Source organism: Cupriavidus necator A5-1, from assembly GCF_000744095.1.
Lineage (GTDB): Bacteria > Pseudomonadota > Gammaproteobacteria > Burkholderiales > Burkholderiaceae > Cupriavidus > Cupriavidus necator_A.
This window is the reverse complement of record NZ_JQLI01000001.1, coordinates 2,578,713-2,600,963: the sequence shown is the minus strand read 5'-3', so window position 1 is coordinate 2,600,963 and position 22,251 is coordinate 2,578,713. Positions and strand designations below refer to the sequence as shown.

General features: G+C 67.2%; 20 protein-coding genes and 1 riboswitch. Of the genes, 7 read left to right on the top strand and 13 right to left on the bottom strand.

Going from position 1 to position 22,251, the window contains the following annotated elements; translation table 11 throughout:
• The first annotated feature begins 68 nt into the window (after window positions 1–68).
• Window positions 69–833 carry an SDR family oxidoreductase gene (locus K307_RS11505; RefSeq protein ID WP_042878317.1) on the top strand — a complete coding sequence of 255 codons (765 nt, stop codon included), beginning with the start codon at window positions 69–71 and terminating at the stop codon, window positions 831–833.
• A 96-nt stretch (window positions 834–929) separates the two neighbouring features.
• Complete coding sequence (locus K307_RS11500; protein WP_051974818.1) at window positions 930–2,723, top strand: class I adenylate-forming enzyme family protein; 1,794 nt, start codon at window positions 930–932, stop codon at window positions 2,721–2,723.
• A gap of 128 nt (window positions 2,724–2,851) precedes the next feature.
• Here the strand turns inward: K307_RS11500 and K307_RS11495 are convergent, their stop codons facing one another.
• From K307_RS11495 to K307_RS11485, 3 genes are all read right to left on the bottom strand, one after another.
• The gene (locus K307_RS11495) at window positions 2,852–3,331 is read right to left on the bottom strand and encodes a CreA family protein (RefSeq protein WP_042878316.1); all 480 of its coding nucleotides are present in this window, start codon (window positions 3,329–3,331) and stop codon (window positions 2,852–2,854) included.
• Window positions 3,332–3,348: 17 nt separating this feature from the next.
• On the bottom strand, window positions 3,349–3,834 hold the full coding sequence (locus K307_RS11490) for an acyl-CoA thioesterase (RefSeq protein ID WP_042878315.1): 486 nt from the start codon (window positions 3,832–3,834) through the stop codon (window positions 3,349–3,351).
• Window positions 3,835–3,999: 165 nt separating this feature from the next.
• Window positions 4,000–4,281, bottom strand: a complete 282-nt coding sequence (locus tag K307_RS11485) for an HU family DNA-binding protein (RefSeq protein ID WP_010814166.1) — start codon at window positions 4,279–4,281, stop codon at window positions 4,000–4,002.
• Between the two features lie 508 nt (window positions 4,282–4,789).
• On the opposite strand from K307_RS11485, the gene K307_RS11480 reads away from it, so the two are divergent.
• Entirely contained in the window at window positions 4,790–5,992 is a 1,203-nt protein-coding gene (locus K307_RS11480; protein WP_042878313.1) for an ammonium transporter, read from the top strand.
• A gap of 244 nt (window positions 5,993–6,236) precedes the next feature.
• Entirely contained in the window at window positions 6,237–7,067 is an 831-nt protein-coding gene (locus K307_RS11475) for a mechanosensitive ion channel family protein (protein ID WP_042878311.1), read from the top strand.
• A gap of 25 nt (window positions 7,068–7,092) precedes the next feature.
• Here K307_RS11475 and K307_RS11470 read toward each other — a convergent pair whose 3' ends face one another.
• Complete coding sequence (locus K307_RS11470; protein WP_042881851.1) at window positions 7,093–8,298, bottom strand: Bcr/CflA family multidrug efflux MFS transporter; 1,206 nt, start codon at window positions 8,296–8,298, stop codon at window positions 7,093–7,095.
• Between the two features lie 453 nt (window positions 8,299–8,751).
• Here K307_RS11470 and K307_RS11465 point away from each other — a divergent pair, with 453 nt between their 5' ends.
• Window positions 8,752–9,348 carry a hypothetical protein gene (locus K307_RS11465; RefSeq protein ID WP_042878309.1) on the top strand — a complete coding sequence of 199 codons (597 nt, stop codon included), beginning with the start codon at window positions 8,752–8,754 and terminating at the stop codon, window positions 9,346–9,348.
• Window positions 9,349–9,474: 126 nt separating this feature from the next.
• Here the strand turns inward: K307_RS11465 and mdoH are convergent, their stop codons facing one another.
• The 3 genes from mdoH to K307_RS11450 form a co-directional block, all read right to left on the bottom strand.
• Window positions 9,475–12,093 carry a glucans biosynthesis glucosyltransferase MdoH gene (mdoH, locus tag K307_RS11460; protein WP_080744992.1) on the bottom strand — a complete coding sequence of 873 codons (2,619 nt, stop codon included), beginning with the start codon at window positions 12,091–12,093 and terminating at the stop codon, window positions 9,475–9,477.
• Window positions 12,066–13,673 carry a glucan biosynthesis protein G gene (locus K307_RS11455; RefSeq protein ID WP_042881848.1) on the bottom strand — a complete coding sequence of 536 codons (1,608 nt, stop codon included), beginning with the start codon at window positions 13,671–13,673 and terminating at the stop codon, window positions 12,066–12,068. Before K307_RS11455 ends, mdoH begins: the two co-directional genes overlap by 28 nt.
• Before the next feature lie 368 nt (window positions 13,674–14,041).
• Window positions 14,042–14,377, bottom strand: a complete 336-nt coding sequence (locus K307_RS11450) for a hypothetical protein (protein ID WP_042878305.1) — start codon at window positions 14,375–14,377, stop codon at window positions 14,042–14,044.
• 253 nt (window positions 14,378–14,630) lie between these two features.
• On the opposite strand from K307_RS11450, the gene K307_RS11445 reads away from it, so the two are divergent.
• Entirely contained in the window at window positions 14,631–15,053 is a 423-nt protein-coding gene (locus K307_RS11445; protein WP_042878303.1) for an RT0821/Lpp0805 family surface protein, read from the top strand.
• Between the two features lie 33 nt (window positions 15,054–15,086).
• On the opposite strand, the gene K307_RS11440 is transcribed toward K307_RS11445, so the two are convergent.
• The 4 genes from K307_RS11440 to ribB all read right to left on the bottom strand — a co-directional run bounded on the left by K307_RS11440 (window position 15,087) and on the right by ribB (window position 18,943).
• A complete protein-coding gene (locus tag K307_RS11440; RefSeq protein ID WP_042878301.1) occupies window positions 15,087–16,832 on the bottom strand; it encodes a mechanosensitive ion channel family protein in 1,746 nt (581 codons plus the stop codon).
• 352 nt (window positions 16,833–17,184) lie between these two features.
• Window positions 17,185–17,421 (bottom strand): hypothetical protein, encoded by a 237-nt coding sequence (locus tag K307_RS11435; protein WP_042878299.1) that lies wholly within the window; start codon window positions 17,419–17,421, stop codon window positions 17,185–17,187.
• Between the two features lie 167 nt (window positions 17,422–17,588).
• Window positions 17,589–18,146 (bottom strand): surface-adhesin E family protein, encoded by a 558-nt coding sequence (locus tag K307_RS11430; RefSeq protein WP_042881846.1) that lies wholly within the window; start codon window positions 18,144–18,146, stop codon window positions 17,589–17,591.
• Window positions 18,147–18,259: 113 nt separating this feature from the next.
• Entirely contained in the window at window positions 18,260–18,943 is a 684-nt protein-coding gene (gene ribB / locus K307_RS11425; protein ID WP_042878297.1) for a 3,4-dihydroxy-2-butanone-4-phosphate synthase, read from the bottom strand.
• Between the two features lie 168 nt (window positions 18,944–19,111).
• A riboswitch (FMN riboswitch) is annotated at window positions 19,112–19,270 on the bottom strand.
• A gap of 218 nt (window positions 19,271–19,488) precedes the next feature.
• Here ribB and K307_RS11420 point away from each other — a divergent pair.
• Window positions 19,489–20,136, top strand: coding sequence for an acyloxyacyl hydrolase (locus K307_RS11420; protein WP_080745125.1), 648 nt, complete (start codon window positions 19,489–19,491; stop codon window positions 20,134–20,136).
• Here K307_RS11420 and K307_RS11415 read toward each other — a convergent pair.
• A complete protein-coding gene (locus K307_RS11415; RefSeq protein WP_042878295.1) occupies window positions 20,111–21,016 on the bottom strand; it encodes a helix-turn-helix domain-containing protein in 906 nt (301 codons plus the stop codon). The genes K307_RS11420 and K307_RS11415 overlap by 26 nt on opposite strands.
• Window positions 21,017–21,051: 35 nt before the next feature.
• Window positions 21,052–22,041 carry a LysR substrate-binding domain-containing protein gene (locus tag K307_RS11410; protein ID WP_042878293.1) on the bottom strand — a complete coding sequence of 330 codons (990 nt, stop codon included), beginning with the start codon at window positions 22,039–22,041 and terminating at the stop codon, window positions 21,052–21,054.
• Window positions 22,042–22,251 lie beyond the last annotated feature (210 nt).

Sequence of the window (22,251 nt, the reverse complement as noted above, 5' to 3'; positions counted from 1 at the left end):
AACAGCGCGGCACATGCCGCCTGCACAAAGCCGGCCGCTGATGCCGGCGCAGCCATACAGGAGACTCCATGTCATTGTTCGATCTGACGGGCAAGGTTGCCATCGTCACCGGCTCCTCGCGCGGCATCGGCCGCGCCATTGCCGAGCAGATGGCCGTACAGGGCGCCAAAGTCGTCATTTCTTCGCGCAAGGCCGAGGCCTGCCAGGAAGTGGTGGACGCCATCAACGCCCGCCACGGCGACGGCACCGCGATCGCGGTGCCCGCCAATATCTCGTCCAAGGATGATCTGCAGCACCTGGTCGACGAGACCAACCGCGTGTTCGGCAAGATCGACGTGCTGGTCTGCAATGCCGCTTCCAACCCGTACTACGGGCCCATGAGCGGCGTGTCGGACGACCAGTTCCGCAAGGTGCTGGACAACAACGTCATCTCCAACCACTGGCTGATCCAGATGGTGGCGCCGCAGATGATCGACCGCAAGGACGGCTCCATCATCATCGTGTCGTCGATCGGCGGCCTGCGCGGCTCGCCCACCATTGGCGTGTACAACATCTCCAAGGCCGCCGACTTCCAGCTGGCACGCAACCTGGCGGTCGAGTTCGGGCCGCACAACGTGCGCGTGAACTGCATCGCGCCGGGGCTGATCAAGACCGACTTCGCGCGCGCGCTGTGGGAAGACCCGGAGCGCTACAAGCAATCCACCCAGGGCGCCCCGCTGCGCCGCATCGGCGAGCCGGTCGAGATCGCCGGCGCAGCCGTCTACCTGGCCTCCGCGGCCAGCACCTTCATGACCGGGCAGGCCCTGGTCGTCGACGGCGGCGTGACCATCTGAGCTTCTGACGCAAGCGCTGCGCGGGCGCCGGCGAGACCGGCGCCCGCCGCTTTCCTGCATTTCCCTCAACCTGCAGTGCAGTTCCGGGAGGCAGTCATGTCGAGCAATCCGCAAGTGGCCGGCACCTGGCCGGTCATGTCCCTGGCCGAGGCCCACGCCCGGCTTACCGCGCCCGGCGCGCCGTTCGAAACCGAAACGCGCACGATCCGCGGCATCCCCACCACGGTCTGGAAAAACGGCCCGCACACGCTGCGCGAGCTGTTCCTGGCAACGCGCGCCTTTGCCGATCGCACCTTCGTGGTCTATGAGGACGAGCGCGTTTCCTACGATGCCTTCCAGCGCGCCGCCATCGCGCTGGCCCATGCACTGGTGCGCGATGGCGTGCGCAAAGGCGATCGCGTCGCGGTGGCCATGCGCAACCTGCCGGAGTGGCCGGTGGCGTTCTACGGTGCGCTGCTCACCGGCGCGATCGTGACCCCGCTCAACGCCTGGTGGACCGGGCCCGAGCTTGAATACGGCCTGGCAGATTCCGGCAGCCGCGTGGCCATCGTCGATGCCGAACGGCTCGACCGCATCGTGCCGCACCTGCCAGCCTGCCCCGCGCTGGAACGCGTCTACGTGTCGCGCGCCGGCGGAACCGTGGCCGAGGCGCGCGTGGTGCCGCTGGAAAACGTGATCGGCACACCTGTCGCCTGGGCGACGCTGCGGGACCAGGCGCCACCGCAGCTCGATATCGATCCGGAAGACGACGCCACCATCTTCTACACTTCGGGCACCACCGGCAAACCCAAGGGCGCGCTCGGTACGCACCGCAATTCCGCTTCGGTGGTCGCCGCCGGCAGCTTCAGCCTGATCCGCAACCTGCTGCGCCGGGGCGAGCCGATGCCCACGCGCGACCCTGCCGCACCGCAGAAGGCCGCGCTGCTGGCAGTGCCGTTTTTCCATGTCACCGGCTGCATGGCGGTGCTCAACGGCGCGCTGGCGACCGGCGCCAAGATCGTGCTGATGCACCGCTGGGACGCACTGCGCGGCATGGCGCTGATCGAGCGCGAGGGTTGCACCTCGGCCGGCGGCGTGCCGACCATCGCGTGGCAGATCCTGGAGCATCCGGAACGCGCGCGCTTCGACCTGTCGTCGCTGGAGAACGTCAACTATGGCGGCGCGCCGGCTTCGCCCGAGCTGGTGCGGCGTATCCGCGAGGTCTTTCCGCAGGCCGCGCCAGGCATTGGCTGGGGCATGACGGAAACCTCGTCGACCTTTACCAGCCACAGCGCGGAAGAGTACGAGATGCGCCCGGACAGCAGCGGCCCCGCATTACCGATCGGAGAAATGAAAGTCGTCGACGGACGCGGCAATGCGCTGGCGCCCGGCGAAACCGGCGAGCTGATGGCACGCGGCGCCAATGTCGTGCGCGGCTACTGGAACAAGCCCGAGGCCACGGCGCAGACCTTGGTCGACGGCTGGCTGCGCACCGGCGATATCGCCCGGCTGGACGAAGAAGGCTACGTCTATATCGTCGACCGCATGAAAGACATGCTGATCCGCGGCGGCGAGAACATCTACTGCATCGAGGTGGAAAGCGCGCTGTACGAGCATCCCGCGGTGGTGGACGCGGCCGTCGTCGGCATCGGCCACCGGACGCTGGGCGAAGAACCCGCCGCGGTGGTCAGCATCAAGCCTGGCATGCAGGCGACCGAAGCCGAACTGCAAGACTTCGTGCGCGAACGGCTGGCGGCGTTCAAGGTGCCGGTGCGCATCCTGGTGTTTCCGGAGATGCTGCCGCGCAATGCCAATGGCAAGATACTGAAGTCGAACCTGCGCAAGCTGTTCGATGCAAACCGACGACAAGGCCAATTGAAGCGAACACCGTTGCATCCGATCGTGCACTGACGGAGCGATGACAACGAGGGCAGCATGATTGCCGCGGCCACAGTGCCGCGGTTGCATGCCGACCCGGTGTTCCGCGCCGACCTGGAAAAAGCCCGCCGCGATGTGGCGGCGCTGGCGCCCTGACCCGGCTACTTGACCGGAATCGCCGTGCCGGCCGGCACCGGCACGGCGGTCACGCTGTTCTGCGGGCTGCCGCTGACGATGCGGTCGGAATACGTCAGGTATACCAGCGTATTGCGCTTGCGGTCGACCGCGCGCACCACGTGCAGCGTCTTGAACAGGATCGACATGCGCTCCGAGAAGACGTTGTCCTGCTGCTTGAGCGGCGCCTTGAAGGCGATGGTGCCGACCTGCCGGCAGGCGATCGAGGCCTCGGGCGGATCTTCTGCCATGCCGAGCTGGCCCTTGATGCCGCCGGTGCGGGCGCGTGACACGTAGCAGGTCACGCCGTCCACCTGCGGGTCGTCATAGGCTTCGATCACCACCTTGTCGGAGCCGGTCACGCGGAAATTGGTGCTGACGCTGCCGATTTCCTCGGCCTGCGCACCGCTGGCCGCCGCCACGCAGGCGGCCGCGGCCACGATGGCGCGGATGCGGTTGGACTTCATGGCGGGGCCCACGCGGCTCAGGTCACCGACGACTTGATGTCGTCGTGACGCTTTTCCATTTCCTGGCGCAGCGCGCGGCGCTGCTGTGCGGCGGCAAAGCGCTGGCGCTCCACCTCATCGCGCGGCTCCAGCGGCGGCACCTCCGCGGGCGTGCCGTTGTCGTCCACGGCCACCATGGTGAAGTAGCAGCTGTTGGTATGCCGCACCAGCTTGCTGCGGATGTTCTCGGTCACCACCTTGATGCCGATCTCCATCGAGCTGCGGCCGGTGTAGTTGACCGAGGCCAGGAAGGTCACCAGTTCGCCCACGTGGATGGGCTGGCGGAACACCACCTGGTCGACCGACAGGGTCACCACGTAGCGCCCGGCGTAGCGGCTGGCGCAGGCGTAGGCGACCATGTCCAGGTACTTGAGGATGGTGCCGCCGTGGACGTTACCGGAGAAATTGGCCATGTCCGGCGTCATCAGCACGGTCATGGAAAGCTGGTGGGACTGGTCGTTCATGATGCGGAGTCGGGGATTGCGGGGGCTGGATGGCCGGGGCGGCACTGGCGACGACCCGGGCGCGCCGGCAGTTTAACCCGAGCGCAGCGGCACTGGTGTGTCCGGGCGGCCCCAAAAGAAAAAGCGGCCTGCCAGGCCGCTTTTCTAGCTGTGGACGCAGACCGCTTACTTTTTCTTGTTCACGGCGTCCTTGAAACCCTGTCCGGCAGAGAACTTGACCGTCTTGGCGGCCGGGATCTTGATGGTTTCGCCGGTACGCGGGTTGCGGCCGGTGCGGGCGGCACGCTTGCCGGCGCTGAAGCTGCCGAAGCCTACCAGCGTCACCGAGTCACCCTTGGCCACTGCCTTCTTGATACTGTCCAGCGCTGCGTTGAGCGCACGCTCGGCAGCGGCATTGCTCAGTTCTGCTTCCGCGGCGATGGCCGATACCAGTTCACCTTTATTCATGGCTGATTTCCCTTGTTGGTCGTCGTCACCGATGAGCTGGCCTGGCGGCAAGCCATCGATCGGCGCAGTCTAATCTGCCCTTCGCGCGTTGAGCAATCCCCAGTGGCACCAATGCAACGAAAAAACCCGCAAATCCTTGATTGAGGCCGGTTAGCGGGCAATTTCCCACTCTTTTTCCGCTTGCCAGCGGCGCGATTTCCCGGGCTGCAGCATTTGCCCGGGAATCTCGGCTGCGACTGCCACGGCCGTCCCTACCCGCGATGGAACATTTGCCCACTCTTGGGGCACTGCACCACAACGGATCAGCCAGACCTCGCACCAAGGCTCCATTCTGGCGCATTCCCCGCCCCGCCGACCAGCCGCTTCCGATTTTCACCCCGCCCCCGCAAGCTCGCCACGCGGCATTCCGGTGCGGTTTTACTCAGGAAGGTGCAACGAGCACCAGGATGCAGCTAAAGCTGGAATGCTTTTTGCATACCCACGCTCCCATTTTGAGCATGAGGTGACTATGGACAACTGGAAGACTGGCACCGACGCCATGTTTATACTACTTGGCGCCATCATGGTGCTGGCCATGCACGCCGGCTTTGCCTTCCTCGAACTGGGTACGGTGCGCAAGAAGAACCAGGTCAATGCGCTGGTGAAGATTCTGGTGGATTTTGCGGTTTCGACGATCGCCTATTTTTTTATCGGCTACACCATCGCCTACGGTGTGCAATTCATGGCCGGCGCAGAAACGCTGGCCCAGAAAAGCGGTTACGAACTGGTCAAGTTCTTTTTCCTGGCGACATTTGCCGCGGCCATTCCGGCGATTATCTCGGGCGGTATTGCCGAGCGTTCGCGCTTCAATCCGCAATTGGTCGCCACCTTTGTGCTGGTGGGTTTTGTCTATCCCTTCTTCGAGGGCATTGCCTGGAACCAGCGCTACGGCATCCAGGACTGGATCACGCGCGTGACCGGCGCGCCGTTCCATGACTTTGCCGGCTCGGTGGTCGTGCATGCGGTGGGCGGCTGGATCGCGCTGCCCGCGGTGCTGCTGCTGGGCGCACGGCGCGGGCGCTACCAGAAGGATGGCCGCATCAGCGCCCATCCGCCGTCGAACATCCCCTTCCTGGCGCTGGGCGCCTGGGTGCTGGCGGTGGGCTGGTTCGGCTTCAACGTGATGAGCGCGCAGACGGTCGACAAGATCAGCGGCCTGGTCGCAATCAATTCACTGATGGCGATGGCCGGCGGCACGCTGGCGGCCTGGGCGGCCGGGCGCAACGATCCCGGCTTTGCCTACAACGGCCCGCTGGCCGGGCTGGTGGCCGTGTGCGCGGGCTCGGACCTGATGCACCCGCTGGGGGCGCTGATCACCGGCGGTGTGGCCGGCGCGCTCTTTGTCTACCTGTTCACGCTCGCGCAGAACAAATGGCATATCGATGACGTGCTGGGCGTGTGGCCGCTGCACGGCCTGTGCGGCGCCTGGGGCGGCATCGCCGCGGGCATTTTCGGCGCGAAGGCGCTGGGCGGGCTGGGCGGCGTGTCGCTGGGCGCGCAGGCGATCGGTACCGTGCTTGGCATCGCGATTGCGCTGGCCGGCGGAACGCTGGTATACGGCACGCTGAAGAAGCTGGTGGGCATCCGGCTCGATGCCGAGGGCGAATTCAACGGCGCGGACCTGACGCTGCACCGGATTTCCGCGACGCCGGAGCGTGAAACCAACTGGTAATCCCGGCGGGACGGCCAGATTCAGACAGGCAAGCTGCCCGAACGCAGCTTGCCTTCACAATTATTTGCTTGCACTTCCCCGCACGGCGTCCCAATAATTGCCGTGCCCTCGTATTGCGCCGCGTCAGCGCGCAGGGCTTGCACCCCGTTGCTTGCACCCTTGCTTGCACCCAGTTGCCGGCTGAATCGGTACGGATGTTGCCACCGGCAGCCGGGCGGACTCCCCAAACCGAAAGGAAACGCCGATGGAAGCCACTACGCTGGACAACCTCAAGACCCTGGTTGTCGCCTATGCCACGCAGTTCGGGGTCAAGATCCTGGCCGCCCTCGCCTTCTGGATGATCGGCCGATGGCTGATCCATTTTGTCGTGCGCCTGGTGCAGAACTCGCTCGGCAAACAGAAGGTCGATCCGACGCTGCTGCGCTATGTCGGCTCGATTGTCACCGTGACGCTGAATGTGGTGCTGGTGATCGGCATCCTCGGCTACTTTGGCATCCAGACCACCACCTTTGCCGCACTGATTGCCGCCGCCGGCGTGGCCATCGGCATGGCCTGGTCGGGCCTGATGTCAAATTTCGCGGCGGGTGCGTTCCTGGTGGTGCTGCGGCCGTTCAAGGTCGGCGACTTCGTCACCATCGGCGGCGTCACCGGCACGGTGCGCGAGATCGGCTTGTTCGCGACCTCGCTGGACACGCCCGACAACGTCCAGACCGTGGTCGGCAACAACAAGATCTTCAGCGACAACATCCAGAACTTCACGGCCAATGCGTTCCGGCGCGTGGACCTGAAAGCGCAGCTGGCGGGGAGCACCGACGTGGCCGAGGCGGTGGCACTGCTGAAGGAGCGTATCGCGCAGATCCCCAACGTGCTGGCCGAGCCCCCGGTCGACGTGGAAATCCTGGAGTTCACGCTGGTCGGCCCGGTACTGGCGGTACGCCCCTACTGCCACAACGACCACTACTGGCAGGTCTATTTCGACTCCAACCGCGTCATCCGCGAATGCTTCGGCCAGGCCGGCTATGCCGCGCCCATGCCGGCGCACATGGTGGTGGTGCAGCAGGCCGCGGCGGCCTGAGGCCAGCCGACATCGGCGCGCGGCATCAGCGCGTGCCGGAGCGGCCGTAGTGCCGCATCAGCACCGCGCCGATGCCGCATACCGCCATCACCACCGCCAGCGGCAGCGCGGTGCCGTCACGCCACACGCTGACGGCCGCCCCGCCCAGCGTGCCCAGTGAAAACTGCAGCGTGCCCATCAGCGCCGAGGCCGTGCCGGCGCGATGGCCCTGGTGCGCCAGCGCCAGCGCAGACGCATTCGGGGTGACGCAACCCAGGGCCGCGATAAAGACGAAAAAGCCGGCCAGCAGTACCGGCAGCACGGCCACCCCCGCAAGCGCAGCGACGGCCAGCCCGACGCCTGCCGCGCAGGCCCCCAGCAGCGCGCGCCCTAGCACATGGTCGAGCGAGCGGCCGCGCACCAGCCGGCCATTGAGCTGCGACATCGCGATCAGCCCCAGCGCATTGGCGCCGAACACAAAGCCGTAGTGCGACGCCGCGATGCCATGCAGCTCGATCAGCACGAACGGCGAGCCGGAGATATAGGCGAACATGCCCGCCGAGCCGAAGCCGGCTGACAGCGAATAGCCCAGGAATTCCCGGTCGCGCAGCAACTCGGCGTAGCTCCTGGCCACAGTGCCGAGCCGCAGCGGCGCCGCGCGGCTGTGGTCCAGCGATTCCTCCATGCGCCAGTGCACCAGGAGCAGGATCATGGTCCCGGCCGCCGCCAATACCCAGAAGATCGTGCGCCAGCCCGACGCCGTCAGGATCGCCCCGCCGACGATCGGCGCGAGGATCGGCGCCAGCCCCATCACCAGCATCAGCGACGAGAACGCACGCGCGGATTCATGCGCCTCGAGCCGGTCGCGGATCACCGCGCGCGCCATCACCATGCCCGCGCAGCCGCCCAGCGCTTGCAGGAAGCGCCACAGCATCAGCGACTCCACGCTGCGCGCCAGCGCGCAGCCGATGGCGGCCACCACATAGAGGCCCAGCCCGACATAAAGCGGTGGCTTGCGCCCGAAACGGTCGCTGAATGGCCCGTAGAACGCCTGCCCCAGCGCCAGCCCCACCAGGAAGGTGCCAAGCGTGAGCTGCACCCGGCCGATGTCCACGCCGAGATCGCCGGCCAGCGACGGGAAGCTGGGCAGGTACATGTCGATCGACAGCGGCGCGATCGCCATCAGCGAGCCGCAGATCAGCAGCCAGGCGGGAAAACGCGCCGGCGAGGCAGCGCTCGGGGAACGAGACATGGAAGGCATCCGGGAACGGCGGTGGTCACGCGCGGCCGGCCTGCTTGCGAAGCAGCCGGCCCGTGCAACGCGTGCAAAGGGGCAATTGTTGCACAGCATAACGAAAAGGCTGCGTCTCGGGCGTGCTGCGGTTTGAAACTGTCGTTCAGGAAAATTGGCGTTGAGCGCCGGAAAGCTCGGTCGCGCACCATGGCAACGCCACGCCAACGCCGGCTTCGATGAAGATGGCATGCCTGGCATTTTTGTTGGATAGTGATGTCAGGCAATCGCTTGCATGCATGCAGCAAATGCGCGCTCCCGATGCAATCCGGACGTCCTCGCAGTGTGCCGTACCTTTCACGCCCGCCGGGGTGGAGAGTACAATGCGAGCCTGTCGGCGCGAGAGAGATCGCCAGAGCGCCGGCGGCCACGCAGAGACGGACGACAGTACCGGTCCCGGCAACGTTAGCCTGCATGAGAATACGACAAACGCCGCTTTCCGCTTCGCTTGGCCCGGCCGCACTCGCGGCTGCGCTGCTGTGGGTGCTGCCCGTGCCATTGATGGCCACGGCCGCGCCGGCACTGACGCGCAACGCCGCCGCCTCGGCGCCGGTCGCCCCAGTGATCGATGAAGCCGACGCCTTGTCGCGCATGCTCAAGGGCGCGGCCACCGGCCAGAACACCGGCGCCGCGGGCGTGCCCGAACTACTGCGCAACACCACGCGCCCGGACAACGTGCTAGCGCGCGCCTGCCGCCAGCTCAACGATGCGCTGCCGATCGAGATCGACGGCGAAACGCGCCTGCGCCGCTGCCAGTCGGTGCCGGGCAAGCACGTGCTGTTCCAGCTCGAACTCACCAACTATCGCGGGCCGATGCTGGACCTGGCCAGCTTCGAGGTCAATTACGCCGCGCCGCTGCAGCGCAATATCTGCGCAAACCGCGACGTGGAAATCCTGACCAAGCTCGGCGTCAGCCTGATGTTCCGCTATATGACGCGCAAGGACCGGGGCGAGCGCCGCGTGGGCGACGTCTATATCAACTCGCCGATCTGCACCGCCGCGCTGCGCTGACACGATAAACAAGAATCGGTTGCAACAGGAGATTTGGTTGCAGCCAACGACAACGGCCCGCTTTCACGCGGGCCGTTGTCGTTTCTGCTGCTTCTTGCTGCTTTTTGCCGCTTTTGGCTGCGCGCCTCAGGCCGCGCGCGGACGCAGCGGCAGCACGTTGGCCGCGCGGCGCATCAGCACGCGCGTGTCCTTCCAGCCGGCATCGGCCAGCGGCGAGCCCCACACCAGTTCATGCAGGCGCGCCAGCGCGAACGGGTTGCCCAGCAGCAGATGTTTCTGCGCCGGGGTCAGCGCGCGCGGCCCATGGGTCAGCGCATGAACGACCAGCCCCTCGTGGCGCATCCGTGCCGAATCCGGCTGGATGGTGCGCGGCGTGGCGGTCGCGCACATCAGTGCGTTGGTGACCGGGTCGACCACGGCATCGACAAAGTCCGGCGTTTCCGCGGCATTTTCAACATGCTGCTGGGTCTCGACGATCTCGCGCGGGACCAGCGTCTCCTCGGGGATCATGAATAGCCCCGCATTGCGCGAGGCACGTCCGAACGACACCCGCGACAGCATCACCGACAACGGGATCGACAGTGCCAGCGAGCCGACGATCGGCAGCAGCCACAGCACGTAGGACGGGTTCAGCCAGTACACCAGGCCACCCCATGCCAGCCCCAGCGCGGTATGCCAGCCATGGCGGCGGAAGGCCTCGCCCCAGGACGTCTCCGCGTCTTCACGCGGCGGCGACTTCCACGAGATACCCCATCCGCTGTACGCGGCGATCACGAACTTGGTATGGAACAGCATGCGCGTGGGCGCCAGCAGCGCGGACAGCAGCACCTCGATCAGCATGCTGGCGAACAGCTGCACCGCGCCGCCGTAGCGCCGCGCCTGCTTCATCAGCAGCACCACGCTGGCCAGCTTGGGCAGGAACAGCAGCGTCGCGGTGGCGGAGAACAGCGCCAGCGCCTTTTCGGGATGCCACTCGGGCCAGGTCGGGAACAACTGGTACTGCTGCGTGAAGTACTCCGGCGGCACCAGCGCGTGCTTGGCCAGCATCGCGGTGGACAGCAGCAGGAACAGCAGCCACAGCGGCGCCGACAGGTAGGCCATGATGCCGGTCAGGAACACCGCGCGGTGCACCACGTGGAAGCCCTGCTTGAGCCACAGTCGGAAGTTCATCAGGTTGCCCTGGCACCAGCGGCGGTCGCGCTTGACCTCGTCCAGCAGGTTCGGCGGCAGTTCTTCGTACGAGCCTTCCAGGTCGTAGGCGATCCACACGCCCCACCCCGCACGGCGCATCAGCGCGGCTTCGACGAAGTCGTGCGACAGGATCTCGCCCGAGAGCGGGCCACGGCCCGGCAGCGGCGCCAGCGCGCAATGCTCGATGAACGGCTTGACGCGGATGATGGCGTTGTGGCCCCAGTAGTGCGATTCACCGAGCTGCCAGTAGTGCAGCCCCGCGGTAAACAGCGGCCCGTACACGCGCGTGGCGAACTGCTGCACGCGCGCATAGAGCGTTTCGCGGCCCACCGCCAGCGGCGCGGTCTGGATGATGCCGGCGCCGGGGTTGGCTTCCATCAGCCGCACCAGCGTGGCCAGGCAGTCGCCGTTCATCACGCTGTCCGCATCGAGCACCACCATGTAGCGGTACTTGCTGCCCCAGCGGCGGCAGAAGTCGGCCACGTTGCCGGTCTTGCGCTTCACGCGGTGGCGGCGCCAGCGGTAGAAGATGCGGCCGAAGCCGCCGACGGCGCGGCAAAGCTCCATCCAGGCATCGTGCTCGGCGGTGCGCAGGTCGGGGTTGCCGCTGTCCGACAGCACGATGAAATCGAAGTTGGCCAGGTGGCTGGTGCGCGCCATCGATTCATAGGTGGCGCGCAAGCCCGCGAACACGCGGGTCACGTCCTCATTGCAGATCGGCATGATGACCGCGGTGCGCGCCTCCGGCGCGAGCGGCCCGTCAGGCGCGGCCGAGCGCGAGATCAGGTGGCGGTCGCCGCCCTTGGCCAGCACCAGGAAGCCCATCATGGCCGTCCAGAAACCGGCCGACACCCACGAGAACAGGACGGCGAACAGCCCCAGGATCGCGATCTCGAGCGGGTCGGCGCCGTGGTACGGCAGCACGCTGGTCATGAAGTACGTGGCCAGCACGGTCTGGATCACGACCAGGCCCAGCAGGAACCAGCGGCGGTGCGAGCCCGCCGGGTGCCACTTGCCTTCGGCATCGGGGCCGTCGTGCAGGGTGTCCCAGGTCTCGGGCACCGGCGGGCGGCCCAGCATGCGGCGCCAGGTATTGCGCAGCCAGCCGGTGACGATATGCGGCGGCCACTGGCGCGGCACCATCGAGCTGCGCTCGGGCTCGGGGCCGGTGTCGACCTTGACGGTGCCGTCTTCGCGCCGCTGCAGCAGCGATTCGCCGCCTACCTGCGGATTGCCGTATGCCATCGCGAAACGGCGGCCGACGGAGGCGTAGGCGCTGCCGCCCTGCGCGGCCGGCGCGTCCTTGGCGGCGAGGCGCGACTGCAGGCGCGCGATCGCGTCCTGCGCGTCGCGGCCGTCCGGAGTGACGGATATCACGGGGGCACCGGATGCCACGGGTGTGAGGGGTGCAGCAGGCGTGGCCGCGGCGCTCGGGCCGTCTGCCAGCAGTTCGCTGCGCACTTCAGGCGATACGGGCAGGCGGTCGACATAGCGCTCGCATGCCGCCGCCTGGGCCGGTCGCTGCTTTAGCCGGGGGGTAAGATGTAGCTCCACGTCTCGGATAGGGTTGTATTGCCGTTGCGAAGATAGCCGCGCAACTCTACCGGCTTGGTTTCGTCCTTGCGGCGCATCACCATGGTCATGCGCCAGCCGCCGGTCGCCTCATTGCGTTGTACCGACGTCTTCAATAGTTCACCGTTGGCATCGGCCGAAACCACCGGGTCGATGCGAACGTCAGCCGGCAGCCTGCGGAAGGACGGGCCTTCGAAGTCCACCACCAGCGAAAAGCTCATGTCCTCCTTGTTGCGGGTCTGGCCCTGGCCCAGGCGGGTTTGGGTCACCCACGACAGCGGCGGCTGTTGTTCGCCGTCCTTCTGCCACAGCAGCCGGTATTCGTAGTCGAAGGGTTGCTTCGGCTTGGGCGGGTTGTCCGGCACCCAGTAAGCGACGATGTTGTCGTTGGTCTCGTCCGGCGTCGGGATCAGCACCAGCTCCACACGGCCCGAGCCCCAGTTGCCGCGCGGCTGCACCCAGCCGCTGGGCCGGCGCTCGTACCACGCGCCGAGTTCCTGGTAATTGCTGAAGCTGCGGTCGCGCTGCATCAGCCCGAAGCCCTGAGGGTTGGTCGCCGCGAAGGATGTGACCAGCAGCCGCTTGGGGTTGACCAGCGGGCGCCACACCCATTCGCCCGTGCCCAGGTGGATCGACAGGCCATCCGAGTCATGCACCTCGGGCCGGAAATCCTGCGCCGGCGACGGCTGGTTCTCGCCATACAGGTACATGCTGGTCAGCGGCGCCAGGCCCAGCTTGGTCACGTTCTCGCGCAGGAACAGGCGCGACTTGACCTCCATCGCGGTCTCCTCGCCGGGCTTGATGGTGAAGCGGTACGCGCCGCTCATGCGGCGCGAATCCATCAGCGCGTAGATCGTGATCTCCTTGGTGTTGGCCGCGGGGCGTTCGATCCAGTATTCGACGAAGCGCGGGAACTCCTCGCCCGAATTGAGCGCGGTGTCCACCGCCAGGCCACGCGCAGACAGCCCATACCACTGGTCCTTGCCGAGCGCGCGGAAATAGCTCGCGCCGAGGAACGACGCCAGCTCGTCCTTGCGCTTGCCGTTGAGCGGATAGAGGATGCGGAAGCCTGCGAAGCCCAGCGTCTTGAGCTTGGCGGCATCGACCTTGTGCGGGCCGTAGTTGAACGCAGAGGGGTCGAAGCGGAACTCGCGCACGCTGTTGCCCACCACTTCATGGATACGCACGGGCTGGTCGAACACCATGCCCTCGTGGAAGAACGACAGCTCGAACGGCGAGCGCGTGCCGCGCCAGGCGAAACGTTCGGGCTTGTATTCGATTTCGCGGTAGCGTTCGTAGGACAGCTCGCGCAACTCGCGCGGCAGGTTTTGCGGCGGCGCCTTGTATGGCGATGCCGCCAGCTGGCGCGCGCGCGCCGCCACGGTGTCGAAGTCGAACGCATGCGCGGCCATGGCACACAGCGCCAGCGCGCCGCCGCCAAGCCATGCCGCAATCCGCAAGCCTGCGCGCTGCGCGCGGCGGCGAGCGCCCGGGCCGGCGGTGAGCGCGCGGGCGGGCGGAAATAGCGTTGCGGACAAGTGTGGCGTGGCGGTCGGTGACATGTATGCCAGGGTGAGCGGTTGAATCGGGATGACCGGCATCGGCGGTCGGAACGAAGGACGGCACAGCAAGAGACGGGCCCGGCGCGAAGTGGCGTGGCCCGGAGACGAAGCGATCGGCCCGTGAGGCAGTGTGTCCGGTTTGTTGCGATGCGCAATAAACCATAACAATTCGAGACGCCAAAGTCACGTTTCGATCACGCAAGGTTTGAAACAAAATGTTCGCCAGGTTGCCCGGAAGCCGCTCCAGGCAAGGCTTTGCGGGCGCCGGGGTCACACGGCCACCCACCCCGGCGTAGACAATGCTTGCCGGCCCATCGGTATCCGCTGGATATCCGGGTCCGCCGGCCGGCGGACCCTTTAATACAGTGTTACTTCTTGGCCCCTTCCGAATACGTATCGAACTTGCCACTCCTGGCGCCGTCGGAGTACGTATCAAACTTGCCGCTCTTCATGCCGCCCTGGCTGTAGGAGTCAAAGGACTTCTGCGCGCCGTCCTGGATCGGCTCCAGTTGATCAGGTCGCGCGCCCGGGTTCAGCGAGGTCACGTTGTCACTTTTTGCGCCATCAGAGTATGGGCTGAATTTGTCCTGCTTGGCTCCGTCGGTGTAGGGATTGAACTTGTCGGTCTTGCCCGCGGTCTGGGCGTGCAGCGTGCCGAAGGCGCAGGCAAGCGCCAGGCCGATGGTGAGATAGCGCAGCTTCATGGGATCTCCTCTCGCAGGGATAGCGCTTGCCATGGCTATATAGGTAGGGGCGCAGCGGCAGCAGTTGCGGCGCGTGAGGGGCGGCAAGCGTCGGGGCAACAATCAACGCTAGGTCAGGGCCTTGCATGTGTCAACCGCGCGACGCGGCATGCGCGCTCGCCGCCGCAGCGTTGCCCGCCGTGGCTGCCGTCGTCGGCAGCATTGCGCTTACAATGCCACCCGAACGCCACCACGAAGCCATAGAGGAATCGTCATGCTGCCACGGCCCACACAACGTACCGCACGCCCTGCCCTGCGTGCCGCCATCGCCGGCGCGCTGGGCGCCACCCTGCTGCTCGCCATGGCCGCGCCCGCGCAGGCGTACTTCGACAACTACCTGAGCGGCACCATCATCGGCACGATGAACGAAAAGGAAGGCACGTCGTTTGCCAAGTCGGTGCGCAAGGCGCTGAACGATACCGCCGACGGCCAGGCCGTCGAGTGGACCTATCCGGCCGCGGGCCGGCGCCAGCAGATCGACGGCACCATCACGCCCATCGAAAGCAAGACCGACAAGGGCCAGCCCTGCCGGCGCGTGAAGTCCGACCTCAAGCGCGGCAGCGCCGAGGAACACTGGAACGGCTGGTTCTGCAAGCAGCCCAGCGGGCAATGGAAGTCACGGCACGTCGGTGACTGAGCCGCGCTGATCCGGTGTGTCGCGGCGCATGGCTCATGCCGGCTGCGACGGTGACCGGTGCGGATGCGCCGCCGGATCGATGTCCGACGCGCCCGGCGGCTCGTACCACTTGGCCTCCGGCACATAGACCGTCTGTTCCGGCTGCGCCATGAAATGCGGCGACATGATCTGCACGCCGTGCGCATTGAACTGGTCCTGGATCGCCGCATGCAGCGCCGACAGCGCGAAGAAGCGGTTACGCGGTTGGTCCAGCGCGGCGAACAGTTCGTACTCGACGTGAAAGTCCGACAGCCCGCGCTGCAGTACATACGGCGTGGGCGACGGCGCCACGTGCGTGGCCTCGGCGGCGGCCGCGAGCAGCATGGCATGGACCTGCCGCCACGGCGTGTCATAGCCGATGGTGACCGAGGTCGAGATCATCGCCGCCTGCCAGCCCTCGTGCGCATGCGGGTCGCGCACGCTGCCGTGGCGTGTGTAGTTGTGGATGGCGCTGCCGACCACCACCGCATAGGGCAGGGTCACTTCTTCATTGCGCAGGTTGATGACTTTCACCGACAACGCATCGAGCGAAGCCACGGTGCCGACGGTCTCGCCGATGCTCACCATGTCGCCGCGCCGCAGCGCGCGCGAGTAAACCACCACCATGCCGCTCAACAGCTGGTTGACCACATTGGCCGATCCCAGCGTCACCATAAAGCCGAGCAGCACCGACAGCCCCTTGAACACATCGCTCTCCGAGCCGGGGATATACGGGTAGGCAAAGGTAAAGCCCAGCGCCCAGATCACCACGGCCGCCACCCGTCGCGTCGCACCTGTGGTTTCGGGGTGCATGCCGGGCACGGTGATCTGGCCCTTCTGCACGGCCTTGAAGATATTCGACACCGGCCGCTGCACCGCGCGCGTGATCAGCAGGATAACCACCACCGTGACCAGGCCCGGCACCGCCGCCACCATCGACAGGGCGATGCGCGACAGCAGCCCGACGATAAACGCGCCCATGCGGTCGCCCATCGGCTGCGTCAGCAGGAACTGCTCCAGCGCGAAGTCCAGCCAGACAAAGGCGAGCGCCAGCACCAGGCCGATGGTCAGGATCTGCACGATGCGGGCGATCAAATGGTAGAGCGCGCCGGTCCAGTCAAACTCCCCGCCGGTGCGCTGTTCCAGGTGCCGCTGCAGGGCCGCCTGCACCCGGGTACGCAGCGCGATGCCCGCACGCCCCACGCCCCACGCTAGTGCGACGAGCACCGCCAGCCCCAGCGCGCTCAGCGCGGCGCCGCGCAAGAGGTTGGGCCAGTGCAGGTGCGCGCGCCGCGCCTCGACGGCCTGGCGCAGCCCGGCCGCGGCACGCGTGGCGGCGGCTTCCAGCATGAGGTTGTCTTCCGGGGACAGGTCCTGCGCGGTGAGCACGAACAGCAGCCGGTCGCCCTGCCGGAACGCGATCATCGGGGCATCGCCCAAGGTGCCGCTGACCTGGCCGGACGGCAGCGCAAGTTCGGCTTTGGAGAGTTCGTCGAACGCCTGCTGCGCCCGCGCCACGCGCGCGGCCGGGTTGGCGCCCGCGACGTTGGCCCGCAGTGTGGCGACCAGCCGGTCCATCAGCCGCAACTCGGCCGCGTCGCCGGTGTGTACGACAATCGCCGCCGGCGCTGCGCCAGGCACTGAGGCTGGCGCCGCCGCCACGCTGGCATGCGTCCAGCCCATGCAAACCAGCCAGGCCAGTCCGGCCACCCAGGCTGCCGCCGTCCGCTGCCACCGCCGCCATGCTGCAAGCGCTGCCATAAACGCTCCCGTCCGAGTTCGCCTTGCCAGCGCGACGGCCACACGCCATGCCTGGCACGATGCCCGCAAGCATAGTGTGGGCAGGCGCACGCGCAAAGCCGGCGCGGCAGGGGCGCTGCGTGCGGCAGACGAAAAAAAAGGAGGCCGAAGCCTCCGTTCTGATCCGCCTGACACGCCCTGCCTTTCCCCCCGGACGGCACGCATTGCGTGCCACAAGGCTGTCATCCGCGCAGCGGTGCCAGGACCGGCCGGCCCGGCCCGCCATCGATGCGTGGCGGCATGGCGGCGGGGCGCCGCTTGCGTCCCCGCTTGCCGGGGAGCCGTGCGCCCGCCGCCAGTGTGGCAGCGGCGCTCAGGCGCCTTTCTTCGCCATCGGGTCCTTGGTGGTGGGTGCGTGGCTCTTCTTTTTCTTGGCGCTGGTCTTCTTGGCCTTGGCCTTGCCGCTGTCGGCCTTGGCCGGCGCAGCCTTGGTCGCCGCCGGGGCTGCCGGCGTGGCGGGCGTGGCGGGCGTTGCGGGGGTTGCCGGCGTCTGCGCCATCGCGCCCGCGCCAAACATTGCCATCGACAGCATGACGATCCACTTCTTCATTTCGGTCTCCTCGTGAGCCCCTGCGTGTGGGAATGCCTGCAATGACCGGGGCGCCCTGGTCTGCGCCCTGTCATCAGCATCAACGAGGATGGTTTGTACGCGGTTGACCGGGACAAACCCTGAGACGATGTGCTTGTGTGCCGTGAATCGCTGCCCGGCTCAGCGGCTCAGCGGCACAGCCGCCGCAGCAGCTCGCCGGCGATGGTGCCCGGCCCGGGCGGCTGGAAGGTACCGTACTGCGGCGCGCGGATCGTATAGAGCGAGTCGCCGCGGGCAAAGCGCTTGCTGTACAGCGTCTGCTCGACCACCGCGAACATCGAGTTGGCGCAGTTCAGCACCATGCGCTTGAGCGACGAGCGGATCGGCTCGCCGCTGGCGGTGCGGATCACGCCCGACGGGGAATTGCGCATCACCACCACGCCCACCTCCGTGCCCTGGCGGCGCACGGCGGACTGGTCGAAATAGGAGATCACGCCGTTGGCACCCATCAGCGGAATCCAGCGCTGCGGGTCAGGCGCGCCGGGATCGGGCGCCACCACCAGGCGGCAGCCTTCCCTGGGGGTGGAGCGGAACACGGTGCCGGCGCCAGGCACCTGGCACTCGTACAGCCCGGCGGCAGCGGCCGGGCGGGAGGCGGCGCTGCCTTCGGCATGCGCCAGCGGTGCAGCCAGCCCGAGCACGCAGCCAGCGAGCGTGGCTGCGTACCCAAAAACGCGGAACGTCATGGAATTGCCCTCGTATTGACGGGAAAAGCGATCCGCATTGTCGCACACGGGTGCCGCATTCCGACACATCCCGATACGTTTTCAGACCGGAACGCGCGGCGGACACACCATCATCAGCCGTGCAACTGCCGCCAGGCCACCAGGTCCTCGATGGTCAGCACCGGCAGCCGGTACATCTCGGCGAAGGCCAGCGCCTCGGGCCGGCGCGCCATGGTGCCGTCCGGGTTCATCAGCTCGCACAGCACCGCGGCCGGCGACAGGCCCGCCATGCGCGCCAGGTCGACCGAACCCTCGGTATGGCCGCGGCGCTCCAGCACGCCGCGCTCGCGTGCCACCAGCGGGAACACGTGGCCAGGGCTGACCACTGCGTCGGTGCCCGCGTCTTCGGCAATGGCGGCGCGAATGGTGGTGATGCGGTCGGCGGCGCTGACGCCGGTGCTGACGCCCTCGCGCGCCTCGATCGAGACCGTGAAGGCCGTGCCATACTGGCTGCGGTTATGCTCGACCATGGGCCGCAGGCCCAGCTGGCGCACCTTGTCCGGGGTCAGGCACAGGCACACGATGCCGCTGCATTCGCGGATCATCATCGCCATGTTGGCGGGGGTGAGGCGCTCGGCGGCGAGGATCAGGTCAGCCTCGTTCTCGCGGTCGTCATCGTCGAGCAGCACGACGGGACGGCCTTCGCGCATTGCGTCGAGCGCCTGCGCGATGCGCTCGGCAAGCGCCCGCGTATCGGTATCGGCGGCAAAGGCCGCGGACACATCGGGATCGACAACTTCAGTGGAATGGCCAGGCATTGAAACGCTCCTTGTTCAGCATCATTTGGGCGTTCCAGGGGAAGGGTCGACAGAGTTGCCACGCTGCGCACGGCACGTGCGCAGACAGCCCCGCCCTGCGCGCGCGGCGCAAGGCAACGGCAAGGCCGCGGGCCAGGGCAAAAGCGCCAGGCCACGCGGGCAAGCTCCGCCCATCTTCTTTCATCCGGACTATGACCGTCGGCCCTGGCCTCTCACCAGGTCTGCTGACCTCGCACGGGAGTGCGAGCGCTCGCGGGCTCGCCGGGCACGCATTGCGCACCGCGGCATACCGCCGGTGGGGACTTTCACCCCGCCCTGAAGACGTAACGTGCCGGTGCGGCCCTGCGGCCGGCACCGGCCCGCGAATGTTAGCACGATTGTATTTTTTTATTTGCTCTCCGCAGCACCCCCTCTGCGCTGCAATGCGCGTCCCCGTGTACTACAAATAAGTCAAGGCGGCCGAGCATGTCCATCCGGCGCCCATGGTGGCAGGCCAGCCCATGCCACGCCTGACAACCACGCAGCATCGTTTCTCCGTGCTTCCCATGCTCCGACAAGATCAAGAAGCCAGGCCAGACCGCCATGCGAGTTGTTCCTCCTATGACCCCACGCCATCCCCGCGTGCGCATCCCGGATGGCTGCCGCGACGCCGGGCGCGCCACGCGGCCCTCGCGGCGCTGGTAGCCCTGCCCTTGTGCCTGGGCACTGCTGCCCGCGCCGCGCCGGCCGTGCAGCTGAATTACGGTTTCGACAATGACCATGATGTACAGAAGGCCGAGGTCGCCCTGCTGTGGGATTCAGGCTGGGCCTGGGGCAATCCGCAGGGCTGGCAGGTTGACCTGCAATGGGAAGTCAATGTCGCGCGCTGGTTCAGCAACAGCGACCACAACCCGCATGACCTGTGGGAGTTCGGCGCCTCGCCGGTAGTGCGCATCGCGTGGTGGCGCCACGACTGGGTGCCATTCCTGGAACTGTCGGTCGGGCCGCGCCTGCTGACCGGCACGCGCACCTCGGACGACCACGTCATCTCCACGGCCTTCCAGTTCTCGGAATATGCCGGCGTCGGCGTGACGGTCGGCAAGGACCGCCGCTTTACCGCGGGCTACCGCTACCAGCACCTGTCCAATGCCGGGATCAAGGAGCCCAATCCCGGCACCACCTTCCACGTCATCTACCTGCGCTACCGCTTCTGACGGCGGGACGGTCCGCCTCGGCCAACGTTTCAAACAGGGCGCGCGTGCCGTCGTCCGCCGGAAAGAAGCATTCGATGCGCAGTTCCTGCAGCGTGATGTCCTGCGGAATGCCGAGCGTGGTCAGCGTCGAGAACAGCGACGCGCGGAACGCGCCGGCGTGCAGCACCACCGGCAGCACCGGCGGCGGCGGGCCCTCGGCGCCGTCGTCTTCGGGCAGCAGCACACCGCCCGGGCCCACCATGTCGGGATGCCAGGCGGCGATGCGCCGGAAGATCTCGCGCGCGGTCTGGTCGTGGGCCTGCACCTGCAACTCCTGCCAGACGCGCCGCAACAGGTAGCGGCCGACCTGGCGGGAATTCTCGATCACCGGCCACAGGCCCTCGGGATCGAACACGGTCAGCATCAGGTTGATGCGCCGCCGCCCGGCGCTTTCCTCGTCCGACAGCGACGCCGGCGCGCGGCCGTCGAGCAGCGTATCGAGCATGCGCCGGTAGGCCCCGTTGGCGTCCACCAGGTTCCAGAACCGGTCCAGCACCACGGCCGGGTACGGCTCCTGCTTGGACAGGATCAGCGCGATCGCCTGCTGCACCATCTGCAGCGGCGGCGAGGCCAGCGCGTGTTCGCTGTAGGCCGGGGCAAAGCCGCTGGCCAGCAGCAGCCGGTTGCGCTGGCGCAGCGGCACGCCGAGCCGGTCGGCCAGCGCCAGCACCATTTCGCGGCTGGGACGGGCGCGGCCGGATTCCAGGAAGGAGATGTGGCGCTGCGACACCCCGGCGGCCAGCGACAGCGCCAGCTGGCTGTAGCCGCGCTTGCCGCGCCAGTAGCGCAGCAGGCCGGGGAAGTCGAGGGCGGCTTCGGAAGCGGGGGTCAGCGTTTCCATGGCTGCATTACAGCATGCGCCGGGGCGAATGACCATTACCTCGCAGGTAATGCCTCCGATTCAGCCACCGCATGCGGATTGCCCGGCCGCGCCGCGCGCACTGCCTCGATCAGCAGGCGCATGGCCGGCGTGGCGGCACGGCGCCGGCGCACCACGATCCCATAGGGCACCAGCCGCCCGCGCATCGGCACCGGCAGCACCGCCAGCGCGCCGAGCGAACCGAAGTAGTCCGCGATGGCACCCGGCACGACGGCAATGCGGTCGCTGTCCGCCAGCAGCGGCAGCGTGCCCATGATCGACGAGGTCTCGATGATGTCCTCCGGCAGCGGCACGCGGTTGTCGCGGAAGGTCTGGTCGATGATCTGCCACATCGGCACGGCCGCTGGCGGGACGATCCAGGGATAGCCAGCCAGGGAAGCCAGCTTGACGCTGCGCTTGCCTGCCTGCGGATGGCCGGCACGCGCCACGATGGCCAGCGACTCCTCGAACAGTGGCTCGAAGTCGAGATCGTCGGCCACCGTACCCTCGGGGATGCGTCCGATCACCACGTCCAGCGCATCCTGCCGCAGCGCCTGTACCAGCACGTCGCTGGTATCGACCTGCATCACGATATGCAAATGCGGATAGCGCGCCTTGAGCGCGTTGATGACGCCGGACAGCACCGAAGGCACCGGGGCCAGGATCGAGCCGAGCCGCACCTTGCCCACCTCGCCCGCGGCAATGGCGGCAAATTCATCATGCAGGGCATCCAGGTCGGCCAGCACCACGCGCGCATAGCGGATCAGCGCCTCGCCGAATACCGTCGGCTCGATGCCGCGCGCATGGCGCGTGAACAGCAGCGTGCCGACCACGCTCTCGAGCTCGTGCAATGCCTTGGTGACGGCTGGCTGGGACAGTGCCATCTGTGCGGCGGCACGCCGCAGCGAGCGGTGCTCGGCCAGGGCCAGGGCCAGGCGCAGATGCCGCATATGCAGGCGTTTGCGCAGGGTGGCGGCGCTGGAGAGGGTGGCGGGGAGGTCTGGCATGGTGGCCGGGGCTTCGGCGAAGATTGGGACTTATAGCATGCTTGTGATTGCGGCAGTTTTGCTCCCCTCCCGCTTGCGACGCTTGCGGGGTAGGGGCCGGGGGAGAGTGGAGGGGGGTCAAAGGCTGAAGGCGGTGGGTTAACACCATTGGCTTCGCTTGATGTGGTTCCTTGCTAGCCCACCCCTCTCCCCGGCCCTTCCCCCTGAGGC

Bases quoted from the DNA above. Each gene is read 5' to 3' on its own strand.
- K307_RS11505 (WP_042878317.1), top strand. From the start codon at position 69: ATGTCATTGTTCGATCTGACGGGCAAGGTTGCCATCGTCACCGGCTCC.
- K307_RS11500 (WP_051974818.1), top strand. From the start codon at position 930: ATGTCGAGCAATCCGCAAGTGGCCGGCACCTGGCCGGTCATGTCCCTG.
- K307_RS11495 (WP_042878316.1), bottom strand. From the start codon at position 3,331: ATGAAGTCCAACCGCATCCGCGCCATCGTGGCCGCGGCCGCCTGCGTG.
- K307_RS11490 (WP_042878315.1), bottom strand. From the start codon at position 3,834: ATGAACGACCAGTCCCACCAGCTTTCCATGACCGTGCTGATGACGCCG.
- K307_RS11485 (WP_010814166.1), bottom strand. From the start codon at position 4,281: ATGAATAAAGGTGAACTGGTATCGGCCATCGCCGCGGAAGCAGAACTG.
- K307_RS11480 (WP_042878313.1), top strand. From the start codon at position 4,790: ATGGACAACTGGAAGACTGGCACCGACGCCATGTTTATACTACTTGGC.
- K307_RS11475 (WP_042878311.1), top strand. From the start codon at position 6,237: ATGGAAGCCACTACGCTGGACAACCTCAAGACCCTGGTTGTCGCCTAT.
- K307_RS11470 (WP_042881851.1), bottom strand. From the start codon at position 8,298: ATGTCTCGTTCCCCGAGCGCTGCCTCGCCGGCGCGTTTTCCCGCCTGG.
- K307_RS11465 (WP_042878309.1), top strand. From the start codon at position 8,752: ATGAGAATACGACAAACGCCGCTTTCCGCTTCGCTTGGCCCGGCCGCA.
- K307_RS11455 (WP_042881848.1), bottom strand. From the start codon at position 13,673: ATGTCACCGACCGCCACGCCACACTTGTCCGCAACGCTATTTCCGCCC.
- K307_RS11450 (WP_042878305.1), bottom strand. From the start codon at position 14,377: ATGAAGCTGCGCTATCTCACCATCGGCCTGGCGCTTGCCTGCGCCTTC.
- K307_RS11445 (WP_042878303.1), top strand. From the start codon at position 14,631: ATGCTGCCACGGCCCACACAACGTACCGCACGCCCTGCCCTGCGTGCC.
- K307_RS11440 (WP_042878301.1), bottom strand. From the start codon at position 16,832: ATGGCAGCGCTTGCAGCATGGCGGCGGTGGCAGCGGACGGCGGCAGCC.
- K307_RS11435 (WP_042878299.1), bottom strand. From the start codon at position 17,421: ATGAAGAAGTGGATCGTCATGCTGTCGATGGCAATGTTTGGCGCGGGC.
- K307_RS11430 (WP_042881846.1), bottom strand. From the start codon at position 18,146: ATGACGTTCCGCGTTTTTGGGTACGCAGCCACGCTCGCTGGCTGCGTG.
- ribB (WP_042878297.1), bottom strand. From the start codon at position 18,943: ATGCCTGGCCATTCCACTGAAGTTGTCGATCCCGATGTGTCCGCGGCC.
- K307_RS11420 (WP_080745125.1), top strand. From the start codon at position 19,489: ATGCTCCGACAAGATCAAGAAGCCAGGCCAGACCGCCATGCGAGTTGT.
- K307_RS11415 (WP_042878295.1), bottom strand. From the start codon at position 21,016: ATGGAAACGCTGACCCCCGCTTCCGAAGCCGCCCTCGACTTCCCCGGC.
- K307_RS11410 (WP_042878293.1), bottom strand. From the start codon at position 22,041: ATGCCAGACCTCCCCGCCACCCTCTCCAGCGCCGCCACCCTGCGCAAA.